Source organism: Lelliottia sp. EB106-05-01-XG201 (assembly GCF_058791735.1).
Genome location: NZ_JBYTDV010000001.1, coordinates 296,630 through 312,103 on the forward strand (window position 1 = coordinate 296,630; position 15,474 = coordinate 312,103).

Consider the following 15,474-nt stretch of genomic DNA (forward strand, 5'->3'; position numbering starts at 1 on the left):
CGCTCCGGGGAGCGCCAAACAACAGTCACAAGTTAGGGTCAATACATTACGTCAAAGTTGAGGGTTGCAGTGGCATAACACGATGAAACTTAACCTTTTACACCGCCCGCCGTGAGGCCGTTGACCAGCCAGCGCTGAGCCAGCAGGAACACCACGGTGATCGGGATAGCAGAGAGTACAGCGGCTGCGGCAAAGTCGCCCCACAGGTAGTTTTGCGGGTTGAGATATTGCTGCATACCCACGGCCAGCGTGTAGCTATTCACATCACGCAGCAGCAGCGATGCGACCGGGACTTCGGTAATAGCCGCGATGAACGACAGAATAAAGACCACCGCCAGAATCGGCACCGACAGCGGCAACAGCACCAGGCGGAAAGCCTGCCACGGCGTAGCCCCATCCAGCGCCGCTGCTTCTTCCAGCGACCCGTCGATGGTTTCGAAATAGCCCTTAATCGTCCATACGTGCAGCGCGATCCCGCCCATGTAGGCGAAAATCACCCCGCCGTGGGTGTTCAGACCGATAAACGGCACGTACTGGCCGAGACGGTCAAACAACGCGTACAACGCCACCAGGGACAGTACCGCCGGGAACATCTGGAAAATCAGCATGCTTTTCAGCAGCGTCGCTTTACCCGGGAAACGCATACGGGCAAAGGCGTAAGCGCAGGTGGTGGAGAGCGCCACAATCCCGATGGCGGTAATGCCAGCCACTTTGATCGAGTTCCACAGCCACAGCAGCACCGGGAACGGCGGCGGCGTCACGCGACCGTCGGCGTGCTCGACGCTAAAGCCCAGCGCCAGCTTCCAGTGCTCCCAGGAGATCTGGTCCGGGATCAGGCTACCCGTCGCGAAGTTCCCTTCGCGCAGAGAGATGGCGATCACCATCAGCAGTGGGAACATGATAGCGGCGATAAAAATCAACAGCCCTAAGTGCGTCACCAGGAGGCGCAGTTTCTGAGATTTGGGTTGTACCATAGCCATAGTGAGTGCCCTCCTTAGTCAAATTTCATTCGTGTGGCTTTCAGGTTCACAATCGCCAGCGCGCCGACCAGCAGGAAGATCAGGGTGGCAATTGCGGCCGCCAGCCCGAAGTCCTGACCGCCGCCGCCTTCGAAGGCGATGCGATAGGTGTAGCTCACTAACAGGTCCGTATAACCGGCGGGCGTGGTGGTGCCGAGGCGGTCCGGGCTGCCGTTGGTCAGCAGCTGAATCAGTACGAAGTTGTTAAAGTTAAAGGCGAAGCTGGCAATCATCAGCGGCGTCAGCGGCTTGATCAGCAGCGGAAGCGTAATCTTAAAGAAGTTCTGGAACGGACCTGCACCGTCCATCGCCGAGGCTTCGTACAGATCGTCCGGAATCGCTTTCAGCAGGCCCATGCACAGGATCATCATGTACGGATACCCGAGCCAGGTGTTGACGATGATAATCATGCTGCGGGCGGTGGTCGGGTCGCTGAACCAGGCCGGTTTGATGCCAAACAGCGCGCCGAGCATCATGTTGATTTCACCGAAGCTCTGGTTGAACAACCCTTTGAAAATCAGAATCGAGATAAACGACGGCACGGCGTACGGCAGGATCAACAGCACGCGGTAAACGGCTTTGCCCTTGAGGGATTCCCACTGCACCACGCACGCCAGCACCATCCCGACCGCGACGGTTAAAATCACCGTCAGCACCGAGAAGACCACCGTCCAGACGAAGATCGCGAAGAACGGCTTCTGAATCCCTTCGTCGGTGAAAACGCGGGTGAAGTTGTCCCAGCCGATAGTGACCGTGTAGCCTGGGCTGAGTTTGTCATCGCCCCAGTTGCCGTCGGCATTGATAGACTGGTAGAAACCGATCTCGTTGTTCGGACGGTATTTCACACCGCTCTGATTGTTGGTCAGCGTGCCGTCATCGGCTTTGGTGTAGAGCGGCCGCGTGCCGGAGAACTGGCGCAGGGAGCTCATGATCACTTTGCTTTCGTCCGGCAGGATCGCCGTCAGCTGGGTCAGCGCCTGGCGGTTCTGGGTGATGATACGCAGATTCGCGCGCTCGCCTTCCGGCAGGGCGCTGGCTTCTTTCAGAGTCAGCTTCTGCTCGCCGCCAAATTTGAAGGCGTCGGAGAGATAATTTTTACCGGTCCCTTCATCGGTCAGGGCCAGTTTCCACTCGTCACCCGCCGGGTATAAACCAAAGTTAAAGGTTTTACCGGCCTGATAAGAACGGTCCATCAACACCTGTTCGGCGCGTTCCTGCGCGAGCTGGTTGGTACTGCTGTAGTTGGTAAAGGCGATTGCGATAGTACAGATCAGCGGGAACAGGACGAACAGCCCCATCCCGGCCACGCCCGGATAGACATAGCGCCAGGCATAGGCTTTACGATTGGCGAAAATATAGAGGCCAACTGAGCTCAAAATCAGCGTCATGATGGCGAACAGGTACTCCCCCTGCACATACATTAAAACAACAAGGTATCCCACCAGTAAGCCCAGCAGACCTATCACTGACCATTTCAGCGTGTCGCTTTGCCACCAGTGTTTCTTTTTAATGATATCCATGGGGAATCTTCCTCAACAGCGGTGAAAACTTATTGTCAGGTGGCGCTACGCTGACCTGACCTACGGTTTGAGCCGTAGTAGTAGGGCGGGATCGCTGCGCGTCACCCGCCATATTGCTTACTTCGTAATACGACCTTGCGCGTCTTTCAGTGCCGCATCGACAGTCTGACGACCGCTTGCTGCGTTGATCACCGCCGTACGAGTGGCATACCAGAACGCCGCCATTTGCGGGATGTTCGGCATGATTTCGCCTTTCTGGGCGTTATCCATGGTGGCCGCAATGCGTGGGTCTTTCGCCAGCGTATCCTGGAAGGATTTCAGCGCGACGGCACCCAGCGGTTTGTCCTTGTTCACTTCATCCAGACCCTGATCGGTCAGGAGGTAGTTTTCGAGGAACTCTTTCGCCAGCTCTTTGTTCGGGCTGGCGGCGTTGATACCTGCGCTCAGCACGCCAACGAACGGTTTAGACGGCTTGCCTTTGAAGGTTGGCAGCAGGGTCACGCCGTAGTTGATTTTGCTCTTATCGATGTTAGACCAGGCCCACGGACCGTTGATGGTCATCGCGGTTTCGCCTTTGTTGAACGCCGCTTCCGCAATCGAGTAATCGGTATCCGCGTTCATGTGTTTGTTCTTGATGAGATCCACCAGGAAGCCCAGGCCCGCTTTCGCGCCCGCGCTGTCCACGCCCACATCTTTCACGTCGTATTTGCCGTTTTCAAACTTGAAGGCATACCCGCCATCGGCAGCGATCAGCGGCCAGGTGAAGTACGGTTCTTGCAGGTTGAACATCAGCGCGCTCTTACCTTTCGCCTTCAGCTCTTTATCCAGAGCCGGGATCTCTTCCCAGGATTTTGGCGGGTTCGGTACGAGGTCTTTGTTGTAAATAAGAGACAGGGCTTCAACGGCCACCGGATAGGCGATCAGCTTACCGTTGTAACGCACGGCGTCCCAGGTGAACGGGAACAGTTTGTCCTGGAACGCTTTATCCGGGGAGACTTCCGCCAGCAGGCCAGACTGCGCGTAGCCGCCGAAACGGTCATGCGCCCAGAAGATGATGTCCGGGCCATCGCCCGTTGCCGCGACCTGAGGGAATTTCTCTTCCAGTTTGTCAGGGTGTTCAACGGTGACTTTGATGCCGGTGTCTTTTTCGAATTTCTTACCCACTTCGGCCAGGCCGTTATAGCCTTTGTCGCCGTTAATCCAGATAACCAGCTTACCTTCTTCAATTTTGGCGAGAGCCGGTGCGGAAATCATCATTGCTGCCAGGGCGGACAATGCGAAAACGCGTGCGCCAGTCTTGATCTTCATATCTGCCATCCTTTTTGGTGATGTGCTCGTGGATATTGAGGTGGTTCAACGTCACTCAGTTTCCTTATATGACATCCTCTTTCCATCCTCCTTGGGTCTACGCCCCACCCCCGCGTTGTGTGATCTGCGTTGCATAAATTTAAGTTATGAGTCATGGCGCACATAAAAGCCCACTGAATATTGCAGCCTGCATCACGAAATTCCCCAGAGCCCGCCCGGCGCGGTGGCAGAACCGGTTATCTCATCCTCCCGCCTCCTCCCCCATCAAAAAGGCAGGGGGTGGAGGATTTGCAGAAGTTATCGATACCCCATAGTGAACTTATGTTGAATGTTTCTGTCGGTGACAGGTTGTAACGAGGGAGAAGGGCATGGCGAGCGTACAGCTGCGGAATGTAACGAAAGCCTGGGGCGACGTAGTGGTGTCTAAAGACATCAATCTCGACATCCACGAAGGTGAATTCGTGGTGTTTGTGGGCCCATCAGGCTGCGGTAAGTCAACACTGCTGCGTATGATTGCTGGACTTGAAACCATCACCAGTGGCGATCTGTTTATTGGTGAAACCCGCATGAACGATATCCCGCCCGCCGAACGCGGCGTCGGCATGGTCTTCCAGTCTTATGCGCTCTATCCCCATCTCTCTGTTGCCGAAAACATGTCCTTTGGCCTGAAACTGGCCGGGGCGAAAAAAGATGTGATTAATCAGCGCGTCACTCAGGTGGCGGAAGTGCTGCAGCTGGCACACCTGCTGGAGCGTAAACCGAAAGCGCTCTCCGGTGGACAGCGTCAGCGCGTGGCGATTGGCCGTACGCTGGTGGCGGAACCGCGCGTGTTCCTGCTCGATGAACCCCTCTCTAACCTGGACGCTGCCCTGCGCGTTCAGATGCGTATTGAAATCTCCCGTCTGCACAAACGCCTTGGCCGCACGATGGTCTACGTCACCCACGATCAGGTCGAAGCGATGACGCTGGCCGACAAAATCGTGGTGCTGGACGCCGGTCGCGTCGCGCAGGTGGGGAAACCGCTGGAGCTGTATCACTACCCGGCTGACCGCTTCGTTGCGGGCTTTATTGGCTCGCCGAAGATGAACTTCCTGCCGGTGAAAGTGACCGCAACGGCTATCGAACAGGTACAGGTGGAACTGCCGAACCGTCAGCAGATTTGGCTGCCAGTGGACAGCGCTAACGTACAGGTCGGGGCAAACATGTCCCTGGGTATTCGTCCTGAACATTTACTGCCAAGTCAGATCGCCGATGTGACGCTGGAAGGTGAAGTGCAGGTCGTCGAACAACTTGGTCACGAAACACAGATTCATATCCAGATCCCCGCCATCCGTCAGAACCTGGTTTACCGCCAGAACGACGTGGTGTTGGTAGAAGAGGGTGCCACATTCGCTATCGGTTTGCCGCCAGAGCGTTGCCATCTGTTCCGAGAGGATGGCACTGCATGTCGTCGGCTGCATAAAGAGCCAGGCGTTTAAGCATTCCAAATATAAAAGAAAAGCAATGATCTCAGGAGATAGAATAATGATTACTCTGCGCAAACTTCCACTGGCAATCGCCGTGACAGCAGGCATTTTGTCTGCTCACGCGGGTGCCGTCGATTTTAAAGGTTACGCCCGTTCGGGTATCGGCTGGACCGGTAGCGGCGGCGCGCAACAGTGCTTCCAGGCAACGGGTGCACAAAGTAAATACCGTCTTGGTAACGAATGTGAAACTTACGCTGAGCTGAAACTGGGCCAGGAAGTGTGGAAAGAAGGCGATAAGAGCTTCTACTTCGACACCAACGTCGCGTACTCCGTTGCACAGCAGAACGACTGGGAAGCCACTGACCCAGCCTTCCGTGAAGCCAACGTGCAGGGTAAAAACCTGATTGAATGGCTGCCAGGTTCCACCATGTGGGCCGGTAAGCGCTTCTATCAGCGTCATGACGTTCATATGATCGACTTCTACTACTGGGATATCTCCGGCCCGGGTGCAGGTCTGGAAAACGTGGATCTCGGCTTTGGTAAACTCTCCATGGCGGTGACCCGTTCGACTGAAGCGGGCGGTTCTTCTACCTTCGCCAGCAACAACGTGCGTGATTTCACCACTGAGACCGCGAACGACGTCTTCGACGTGCGTTTAGCGCAGATGGAAATCAACCCAGGCGGCACGCTGGAACTGGGCGTTGACTACGGTCACACCAACGTAAACGACGATTACTACCTGCAGCCAAATGCCTCTAAAGATGGCTGGATGTTCACCGCAGAACATACCCAGAGCATGCTGAAAGGCTTTAACAAATTTGTAGTTCAGTACGCCACCGACTCCATGACCTCGCAGGGTAAAGGCCTGTCTCAGGGCGCGGGCATTGGTCTGGGTAATGACGACACCGATGGCAAACTGTATGCCTACGGCATCAACAACAACGGCCACCTGCTGCGTATCCTCGACCACGGCGCAATCTCCCTGGGCGACAGCTGGGACCTGATGTACGTCGGTATGTACCAGGACATCGACTGGGATAACGGCAACGGCACCAAATGGTACACCGTGGGTGTGCGCCCAATGTACAAATGGACGCCAATCATGAGTACCTTGCTGGAAGTGGGCTACGACAACGTCAAATCCCAGAACACCGGCGACAAAAACAACCAGTACAAAATCACCCTGGCGCAACAGTGGCAGGCGGGCGACAGCATCTGGTCCCGTCCGGCAATCCGCGTCTTCGCAACCTACGCGAAGTGGGATGAGAAGTGGGGTTATGACACTTCCGGTAGCCCAATTTCCACTAACTCTAAGTACAACTCTAACTTCGGTATGCAGACTGCTGGCCTGGGCCGCGGTGATACCGACGAGTGGAGCTTCGGTGCTCAGATGGAAATCTGGTGGTAATCCGCCCTTAATCTCACGTAATGGCTAAACAAAGGAGGGGCGCAAGCCCCTCTGATTTAAGCGTCGCGCGCTATTGCCTGGCCACCGCAACGCTTGATATCTGAGGTGATAAAATGAAAATGAACAAAAGTCTCGTTGCCCTCTGCCTGACCGCTGGCCTGCTGGCAAGCGTACCGGCAGTCAGTTTTGCCGATGTCAATTTCGTCCCGCAGAACACCACGGCGGCCCCGGCCATCCCGGCTTCTGCGCTGCAACAGCTGGTCTGGACGCCTGTCGACCAGTCTAAAACCCAAAGCACCGATCTTTCTGCCAGCGGCCAGCAGCTGAATGTTCCCGGCATTTCCGGTCCGGTCGCGGCCTGGAGTATCCCGGCGAACATTGGTGAGCTGAACCTGACGCTGACCAGCATCGTCGACAAACAAACGAACGTCTTCGCACCGAACGTGCTGATTCTGGATCAGAACATGACGCCATCGGCGTTCTTCCCGAGCAGCTACTTCACCTATCAGGAACCGGGCGTGATGAGCGCCGATCGCCTGGAAGGGGTGATGCGCCTGACGCCTGCGCTGGGTCAGCAGAAAATTTATGTGCTGGTCTTCACTACGCCGCAGGATCTCACCCAGACCACGACGCTGGTGGACCCGGCCAAAGCCTACGCCAAAGGCACGGGTAATGCGGTACCGGATATTCCGGACCCGAAAGCGCGTCACACCACGGACGGCACCCTGAAACTGAAAGTGAGCACTTCCTCTGCCTCCAGCGTGCTGGTCGGCCCACTGTTTGGCTCATCCGGCCCTGGCCCTGTGACCGTGGGTAACACCGCCGCTCCGGCTCCGGCCTATGCCGCACCGGTCGCCGCTGCACCTGCTGCTGCCCCGGCACCGGCGCCTGCTCCGGCGAAGAAAGCCGAACCGATGCTGAATGACACCGAAAGTTACTTCAATCGCGCCATCAAAGAGGCAGTTGATCGCGGCGATGTAGACAAAGCGCTGAAGCTGCTTGATGAAGCTGAGCGTTTAGGTTCGACCACTGCCCGTTCCACCTTTATCAGCAGTGTAAAAGGCAAGGGGTGACCGTCTCCCCACAGTGCTGATTTTGTCAGTAGTTTAGTGCGCCTGAGTGGGCGCACTTTTTTTTGTGCGGCAAAAAGCTGTTGCACCCCTGTTGCGATAATGATCGCTAAACCGCGTTTGGCCGCCCCCAATCTGCTTTTCTGCGATACAATAGCCAGACGTTATGTATCGGAGAGTCTGGCATGTCACACCCTGCGCTAACGCAACTGCGTGCGCTGCGCTATTTTGAACACATCCCCGCGCTTGACCCGGAACAGCTGGACTGGCTGCTGCTGGAAGATTCCATGACGAAACGCTTTGAGCAGCAGGGGAAAAAAGTCACGGTCACGCTGATTCAGGAAGGCTTTGTCGCGCCTGAAGACGTCGCCAGTGAACTGCCGCTGCTGCCGAAAGAGGAGCGCTACTGGCTGCGCGAGATTTTACTCTGCGCCGACGGTGAACCCTGGCTTGCCGGGCGGACGGTGGTCCCGGAATCGACCCTGTGCGGCCCGGAGCTGGCGCTGCAACAGTTGGGCAAAACCCCGCTGGGACGTTATCTTTTCACGTCGTCTGAGCTCACCCGTGATTTTATTGAGATTGGTCGCGATGCAGACCTGTGGGGACGCCGTTCCCGCCTGCGCTTAAGCGGCAAGCCGCTCATGCTGACAGAACTCTTTTTGCCTGCATCGCCGTTGTACTAAGAGGATTTGAAAATGGAGTGGAGTCTGACGCAGGACAAGCTGCTGGCTTTTCACCGCTTGATGCGCACCGATAAACCCATCGGCACTTTTTTGCTGCTGTGGCCAACGCTATGGGCGCTGTGGGTTGCCACCCCAGGTTTGCCGCCGCTGTGGATCCTGGCGGTGTTTGTGGCCGGCGTCTGGCTGATGCGTGCTGCGGGCTGTGTGGTGAACGATTATGCCGACCGCAAATTTGACGGTCACGTGAAACGCACCGCTAACCGCCCGATGCCGAGCGGCCAGGTCTCGGAGAAAGAGGCCCGCACGCTGTTTGTGGTGCTGGTATTACTCGCTTTCCTGCTGGTCTTAACGCTTAACACCATGACGATTTTGCTCTCGGTGGCGGCACTGGCGCTGGCGTGGGTTTATCCGTTTATGAAGCGCTATACCCATCTGCCGCAGGTGGTGCTGGGCGCGGCCTTCGGCTGGTCGATCCCGATGGCGTTCGCCGCCGTCAGCGAATCCGTCCCCTTAAGCTGCTGGCTAATGTTCCTCGCCAACATCCTGTGGGCCGTGGCGTATGACACACAGTACGCCATGGTGGACCGCGATGACGATCTGAAAATTGGCATCAAATCGACGGCGATTCTGTTTGGTCGTCACGATAAGCTGATCATCGGAATTTTGCAGGTCGCCGTGTTAGGGCTGATGGTACTGATTGGCTATCTGAACGCCCTGAACTGGGAGTTTTACTGGTCGGTGCTGGTGGCGGGAATGCTGTTTGTGTATCAGCAGAAGCTGATTGCCAACCGCGAGCGTGAAGCCTGTTTCAAAGCATTTTTGAATAATAACTACGTTGGCCTGGTGCTGTTTTTGGGGCTGGCGATGAGTTACTTTGCCTGAAAAAAAGCCCGGTGGCGCTACGCTTACCGGGCCTACATGTTGTGCTAAATCGTAGGCCGGGTAAGGCGAAGCCGCCACCCGGCTTTTTTATTACTCGTCCTGCGTCGCACTCTCAATCGTCAAACGCACATCAGACGTAATCAACTCCGCCAGCATCTGGTAAACCCGCATCGTCTCTTCAGGTTCCGCATCGCCGGTATCGCTGATATAGCCTTCATCACGCAACGTCAGCACCAGAGAGCTGAACACCGCTTTATCGAAGAACTCTGGCGCGTTAATGCCGTGCAGCACGGACAGACGCTGAGCCAGGGTGCGGCTCTCTTTTTCCAGGGTTCCACGGTTGATGGACGGGTTCGCGCTCAGCAGCCAGAAGGTGATGGCGTAGCGCTGCAACGTCTCGCGCGCACCGGCGGCCAGCAGCTGCAGGGTACGGGAGCGCGACGGATTGATATGCAGCTCATCGTCTTTCACCGCGATCAGACCCTGACGTAGCAGCTCGGCGGTCAGTTTATCCAGCTCGATCGCCAGCTCTTCGTTGCTCCAGCTCAGGAACAGCTCGGCTTTCAGCATCGGATAGAGCGTCTCAACGTGACGCAGCAGTTCCTGACGGGAAATACGGCGGTGCTGAGTGATGATCGCCGCCATCAGGGACGGCAGCATCAGCATATGAGCGATGTTGTTGCGATAGTAGGTCATCAGCACCGCCTGCTCGCGCGGCAGAATGATGATGTCACCGATCGTATCTTTCTCGACTTCGAACTTGTTCATCTGCAGCGCGTGGTCGATCAGCTGACCGGCGGTCGCAGATGGAACGGTAGAGTCGGCGGAATACGGGACATTACGCATAATGTCCAGGTAGCAATCGAGCTGCTCGGTCAGCTGTTCGCGCGTCAGTGAACGCTGACGAGACGCCAGCAGCGCCGTGACGCACAGGTTCATGGCGTTAGCTGCACCGGCGTTGTTAATACGCACCATCAGATCGGCGGCGATGTTATTCACCGTCGGCGTCAGCCAGGCTGGGCGAATCGCTTCGATTGGGTCGATAGACTCGCGCCACTCGGGAACGTGCTGATTCAGGTAGGTCATGAGCGGCAGCGGCTCGCCAAAGTTGACGTAGCCCTGACCGAGATTACGCAGCTTGCTCAGGCCTTTCAGCATCTGAGGCAGGCTCTCTTTCTCTTTGGTCGCGCCGCGCAGCTCTTTGGCGTATGTGCCCACTTCCATCACGTGCTCGTAACCGATGTAGATCGGCACCAGCGTAATAGGGCGCGTACCGCCGCGCAGCATCGCCTGAATGGTCATCGACAGGGTGCCGGTTTTCGGGTCAAGCAGACGGCCCGTACGAGAACGGCCACCTTCGACGAAATACTCAACGGAATAGCCGCGGCTGAACAGCTCGCCCAGATATTCGCGGAACACCGTGGAGTAGAGCTTGTTGCCCTTGAAGGTACGACGAATAAAGAACGCACCCAGACGGCGGAAAATCGGGCCGGCTGGCCAGAAGTTCAGGTTGATACCGGCGGCGATGTGCGGTGGCACCAGTCCCTGATGATAAAGGACGTAGGACAGCAGCAGATAGTCCATGTGGCTGCGGTGGCAAGGCACATAGACAATCTCGTGGCCGTCGTGGGCCAGCTGGCGCACGCGCTCGGCGTTGTGGACGTTAATCCCCTGATAGAGACGGTTCCAGGTGAAGCTCAGGATACGGTCGGAGAGGCGGATCATCTCGTAGGAGAAGTTGGCCGCAATCTCTTCCATCAGGGCAATCGCGTTCTGCTGGGCTTTCTCGTGAGAGATTTTCTTGCTGCGCGCTTCGTCTTCGACGGCGCGAGCAATGGCTTTCGAGGCCAGCAGTTTGTTGAACAGATCCTGACGCGCAGGCAGACGCGGGCCAACGGCCGCCAGACGCTGACGGGCGAAGTGCATACGCGCCACGCGAGCCAGTTTCTGGGCAATAATCTTGTCCGTGCCGTGTTCATCCGCCATGCGGCGCAGCGAAACGGAAGGGGAGAAACGCACAAAGCTGTCGCGCCCCAGCCATGAGACGGCAAAGAATTTCTGAATACCATTCAGCATGCGCAGCGGCGGGTTCTCTTCGCCTTTCTGACGTCCAGGACGACGACCAAACATCACCGACACCGGCACCATCTGGACATCCAGGCTGGGGTTGCTGCGGTGCAGATCGAGATAGTCATGGAATAGCTTAATCGACTCTTCTTTCGGCGTGTAATAGGTGAACACGCGCGGCCCGCCGTGAATAAACACGTAGCGCGGCAGCAGCGTTCCGTCGACCTCAAGGGGTTCGAGCGGATCGGGTAAGTCGTGCGCCAGACACTGGGCGCGCAGCGTCAGTAAGTCTGCCTTCGAGTTATAAGGCAAAACGTACATAATTGGGCGCGAGGTATCGAGCCCTAATTCCAGCGCGGGTTCCGCCGGGATAGACTTACTTTTTACCAGGACGCTTAATGGTAAATTAAGTAATTTGTAGTAAATTCGTGGCCAGCCGGACATAAACGATGTAAAGCCTCTGGTTAATAATGCAAATGCGGCGCAAGGATAACAGAAAGCGCGCAAAATTTCTGTTGTTACCGGTCATACTTCAGGCTGCATGGCAATGCGCTACAGCTATAGTTACTGACGCTAAATCTAAGAAAAGGTTCTTTTAATGGCCAATAATACCACTGGGTTAACCCGAATCATCAAAGCTGCCGGATATTCATGGAAAGGTTTCCGCGCCGCATGGATCAATGAAGCTGCGTTTCGCCAGGAGGGGGTTGCCGCCGTCGTCGCGGTGATCATCGCCTGTTTCCTCGATGTTGATCCTATTACCCGCGTGCTTCTCATTGGTTCAGTCCTTCTGGTGATGATAGTGGAAATTCTGAACAGTGCTATCGAAGCGGTGGTGGATCGCATCGGGTCTGATTTCCACGAACTCTCGGGCCGCGCAAAAGATATGGGCTCTGCCGCCGTGCTGCTGGCGATTATCATCGCTGCCATCACCTGGATCACGCTTCTTTGGTCACATTTTCGATAAGCCTTCAGGAATCGAATAAGTCTCTGGTTTTTTGTGCAGTTTTTGATTCCAAAATCACCTTTGACTGTATATACTCACAGCATAACTGTATATACACCCAGGGGGCGGAATGAAAGCGTTAACGGCCAGACAGCAAGAGGTGTTCGATCTTATTCGGGATCACATCAGCCAGACGGGAATGCCACCAACGCGTGCGGAAATCGCGCAGCGTCTGGGCTTCCGTTCTCCAAATGCCGCTGAAGAGCACCTCAAAGCGCTGGCGCGTAAAGGCGTCCTTGAGATTGTTTCGGGTGCGTCACGCGGCATTCGCCTGCTGGTGGAAGAAGAAGAGGGTCTGCCACTGGTGGGCCGTGTCGCAGCGGGTGAGCCTCTGCTGGCACAGCAACACATTGAAGGGCATTACCAGGTCGATCCGGCGATGTTCAAACCGAGTGCTGATTTCCTGCTGCGCGTCAGCGGGATGTCCATGAAAGACATCGGCATTCTGGACGGCGATTTGCTGGCGGTTCACAAAACCCAGGATGTGCGTAACGGCCAGGTTGTGGTTGCGCGCATCGACGACGAAGTGACCGTGAAGCGCCTGAAAAAACAGGGCAACACGGTACAGCTGCTGCCAGAAAACAGCGAGTTCTCCCCGATTGTGGTCGATCTCCGCGAACAGGCTTTCTCCATCGAAGGTCTGGCTGTGGGCGTGATCCGCAACGGCGAATGGCTGTAATGTCTCTCTGACAGGCTGCGGTCTTTCCGCAGCCTGACTGTCTCTTATCTTTCCCGGTACTTTCTCATGTCTCTGCTGACTCCCTCAGACAAGGCATTGTGGCGTCTTGCGCTGCCGATGATTTTCTCCAATATCACCGTTCCCCTGCTAGGGCTGGTCGATACGGCGGTGATTGGCCATCTGGATTCCCCTGTTTATCTCGGCGGCGTGGCCATCGGCGCGACGGCGACCAGTTTCCTCTTTATGCTGCTGCTCTTTTTACGCATGAGCACCACCGGGCTGACGGCCCAGGCATTTGGCGCCAAAGATCCGGTTCGTCTGGCTCGTGCGCTGGTCCAGCCGCTAATTCTTGCGCTCGGCGCAGGGCTGCTGATTGTGCTGCTGCGTACGCCGCTGATCGATTTGGCGCTGCACGTGGTCGGCGGCAGTGAAGCCGTGCTCGAACAGGCGCGACGTTTCCTTGAAATCCGCTGGCTCAGCGCCCCGGCGTCGCTGGCAAACCTCGTTTTGCTCGGCTGGCTGCTCGGCGTACAGTACGCCCGCGCGCCGGTGATCCTGCTGGTGGTGGGAAACCTGCTCAATATCGTGCTCGATCTGTGGCTGGTGATGGGCCTGCACATGAACGTGCAGGGGGCCGCGCTGGCGACCGTCGTCGCGGAATACGGCACCTTCTTCATCGGCCTGTGGATGGTGAAACGCGTGCTGGTGATGCGTGGCATCACACTCGCGATGCTGAAAACCGCCTGGCACGGCAATATCCGCAAACTGCTGGCGCTTAACCGCGACATCATGCTGCGTTCGCTGCTGCTGCAACTCTGCTTTGGCGCGCTAACGGTATTTGGTGCGCGGCTCGGGCCGGAGATCGTGGCGGTGAACGCGGTCCTCATGACCTTGCTGACCTTCACCGCCTACGCGCTGGACGGGTTTGCCTATGCGGTTGAAGCCCATTCAGGGCAGGCGTATGGTGCGCGCGAGACGGGGCAGTTGCAGGAGGTGTGGCGGGCGGCCTGTCGGCAGTCGGGACTGGTGGCACTATGCTTCGCGCTCGTCTACGCTTTGTTCGGAACGAATATTGTGGCGCTCTTAACCTCGCTGCCTGAGCTGCGCGAGCTAGCAAATCACTACATTCTCTGGCAGGTCGTTTTACCGGTGGTGGGGGTGTGGTGCTACTTGCTCGACGGCATGTTTATCGGTGCGACGCGCGGGGCTGAGATGCGAAACAGCATGGCGGTCGCGGCGGCCGGTTTTGCCCTGACACTTTTCACGCTGCCCTGGCTTGGCAATCACGGTTTGTGGCTGGCCCTGGCGGTGTTCCTCGCTCTGCGCGGCCTCTCTCTGGCGGTGATCTGGCGGCGTCACTGGCGCAATAATACCTGGTTTGCGTAGTGGCTTCGTTTGACGAAACGGTTAAAGATTCTGAATCTCTCAACGTCTGCCAAATCCTTATCTACAATTAATATCACGTCCAGCAGAAATGAACGTAACGGACGACACGAATTTTACGTGATAACCGAACGATGAGGATATGATTATGAATAAAGACGAAATCGGCGGTAACTGGAAACAGTTCAAAGGTAAAGCGAAAGAACAGTGGGGTAAACTGACCGATGATGACGTGACCGTCATTGAAGGTAAACGCGAACAGCTGGTCGGTAAGATTCAGGAACGCTACGGCTACGCGAAAGATCAGGCGGAAAAAGAGGTTGTTGACTGGGAAAAACGCAACGACTACCGCTGGTAACAGAGTTCTACCCGTTGTACACGGAAGTACAATCCCTGAGGGCGGCCTAACAGCCGCCCGCTTTGTTTTTAGCGCGGTTTTTTCTTCACTAAAATGGAGTGATCGTGCTGGCACTCGCCCTGATGGCGACAGGCTTCCACTTCGACACACGCCGAGCACAACCCGTGCGCTTCAATCACGTTATGGCGCAGGGCAAAGCCCATTTTTGCCGCCAGCGAATGCATAATGTCTTCCACGCCTTCCGCCCCTTCTTCTTTGACCGCACCGCAGCGATCGCAGATAAACATGGCCGAAGTGTGCGTTGGCTGATCGAACAGATGGCACAGCACGTAGCTGTTTGTCGACTCGACCTTATGAACAAACCCTTGTTCCAGCAGGAAATCCAGCGCACGATAGACCGTTGGCGGTTTCGCCTGGGGCTCGCTTTCGCGCAGCAGGTCGAGCAGATCGTAGGCGCTGATGGCACCGCGCTGCAGGCTCATCAGACGTAACACTTCAAGGCGCTGCGGGGTCAGGCGCACATTGCGTTCAGCGCAGAGCTTTTCAGCTTGCGCCAGCAGATCTTGCATCGTGGTCTTGTCCATGTCGCACCTCGGAGTATGGAGTCTGGAAAACCCTCACTTTA

Annotated in this window: 14 protein-coding genes; 9 read left to right on the forward strand and 5 right to left on the reverse strand. The window is 56.4% G+C overall.

The genetic code is table 11. The features are described from left to right. Window positions 1-89: 89 nt before the first annotated feature. The 3 genes from malG to malE form a co-directional block, all read right to left on the reverse strand. The gene (malG, locus tag AC3WS9_RS01350; protein WP_282494842.1) at window positions 90-980 is read right to left on the reverse strand and encodes a maltose ABC transporter permease MalG; all 891 of its coding nucleotides are present in this window, start codon (window positions 978-980) and stop codon (window positions 90-92) included. Window positions 981-994: 14 nt separating this feature from the next. Further along, on the reverse strand, window positions 995-2,539 hold the full coding sequence (gene malF, locus AC3WS9_RS01355) for a maltose ABC transporter permease MalF (RefSeq protein ID WP_492486285.1): 1,545 nt from the start codon (window positions 2,537-2,539) through the stop codon (window positions 995-997). 117 nt (window positions 2,540-2,656) lie between these two features. After that, a complete protein-coding gene (gene malE / locus AC3WS9_RS01360; RefSeq protein ID WP_146052600.1) occupies window positions 2,657-3,847 on the reverse strand; it encodes a maltose/maltodextrin ABC transporter substrate-binding protein MalE in 1,191 nt (396 codons plus the stop codon). Between the two features lie 368 nt (window positions 3,848-4,215). Between malE and malK the strand changes: the two genes are divergently transcribed. The 5 genes from malK to ubiA all read left to right on the forward strand — a co-directional run bounded on the left by malK (window position 4,216) and on the right by ubiA (window position 9,356). After that, window positions 4,216-5,325, forward strand: coding sequence for a maltose/maltodextrin ABC transporter ATP-binding protein MalK (gene malK / locus AC3WS9_RS01365; RefSeq protein ID WP_100778069.1), 1,110 nt, complete (start codon window positions 4,216-4,218; stop codon window positions 5,323-5,325). Between the two features lie 43 nt (window positions 5,326-5,368). Next, window positions 5,369-6,721 (forward strand): maltoporin, encoded by a 1,353-nt coding sequence (locus AC3WS9_RS01370; RefSeq protein ID WP_282494863.1) that lies wholly within the window; start codon window positions 5,369-5,371, stop codon window positions 6,719-6,721. 113 nt (window positions 6,722-6,834) lie between these two features. Then, window positions 6,835-7,794, forward strand: a complete 960-nt coding sequence (gene malM, locus AC3WS9_RS01375) for a maltose operon protein MalM (protein ID WP_285150607.1) — start codon at window positions 6,835-6,837, stop codon at window positions 7,792-7,794. Window positions 7,795-7,976: 182 nt separating this feature from the next. Continuing rightward, window positions 7,977-8,474 (forward strand): chorismate lyase, encoded by a 498-nt coding sequence (gene ubiC / locus AC3WS9_RS01380; protein ID WP_282494838.1) that lies wholly within the window; start codon window positions 7,977-7,979, stop codon window positions 8,472-8,474. Window positions 8,475-8,486: 12 nt separating this feature from the next. Further along, a complete protein-coding gene (ubiA, locus tag AC3WS9_RS01385; protein ID WP_282494837.1) occupies window positions 8,487-9,356 on the forward strand; it encodes a 4-hydroxybenzoate octaprenyltransferase in 870 nt (289 codons plus the stop codon). A gap of 90 nt (window positions 9,357-9,446) precedes the next feature. On the opposite strand, the gene plsB is transcribed toward ubiA, so the two are convergent. Next, on the reverse strand, window positions 9,447-11,867 hold the full coding sequence (plsB, locus tag AC3WS9_RS01390; RefSeq protein WP_285150605.1) for a glycerol-3-phosphate 1-O-acyltransferase PlsB: 2,421 nt from the start codon (window positions 11,865-11,867) through the stop codon (window positions 9,447-9,449). 154 nt (window positions 11,868-12,021) lie between these two features. On the opposite strand from plsB, the gene AC3WS9_RS01395 reads away from it, so the two are divergent. From AC3WS9_RS01395 to AC3WS9_RS01410, 4 genes are all read left to right on the forward strand, one after another. Beyond that, on the forward strand, window positions 12,022-12,390 hold the full coding sequence (locus AC3WS9_RS01395; protein WP_282494835.1) for a diacylglycerol kinase: 369 nt from the start codon (window positions 12,022-12,024) through the stop codon (window positions 12,388-12,390). 109 nt (window positions 12,391-12,499) lie between these two features. Next, window positions 12,500-13,108 carry a transcriptional repressor LexA gene (gene lexA / locus AC3WS9_RS01400; RefSeq protein ID WP_100778063.1) on the forward strand — a complete coding sequence of 203 codons (609 nt, stop codon included), beginning with the start codon at window positions 12,500-12,502 and terminating at the stop codon, window positions 13,106-13,108. 66 nt (window positions 13,109-13,174) lie between these two features. Beyond that, window positions 13,175-14,494 carry an MATE family efflux transporter DinF gene (gene dinF / locus AC3WS9_RS01405; RefSeq protein WP_492486290.1) on the forward strand — a complete coding sequence of 440 codons (1,320 nt, stop codon included), beginning with the start codon at window positions 13,175-13,177 and terminating at the stop codon, window positions 14,492-14,494. Window positions 14,495-14,639: 145 nt separating this feature from the next. After that, window positions 14,640-14,849 (forward strand): CsbD family protein, encoded by a 210-nt coding sequence (locus AC3WS9_RS01410; protein ID WP_095280331.1) that lies wholly within the window; start codon window positions 14,640-14,642, stop codon window positions 14,847-14,849. Between the two features lie 68 nt (window positions 14,850-14,917). On the opposite strand, the gene zur is transcribed toward AC3WS9_RS01410, so the two are convergent. Then, window positions 14,918-15,433 carry a zinc uptake transcriptional repressor Zur gene (zur, locus tag AC3WS9_RS01415; RefSeq protein ID WP_282494833.1) on the reverse strand — a complete coding sequence of 172 codons (516 nt, stop codon included), beginning with the start codon at window positions 15,431-15,433 and terminating at the stop codon, window positions 14,918-14,920. Window positions 15,434-15,474: the final 41 nt, after the last annotated feature.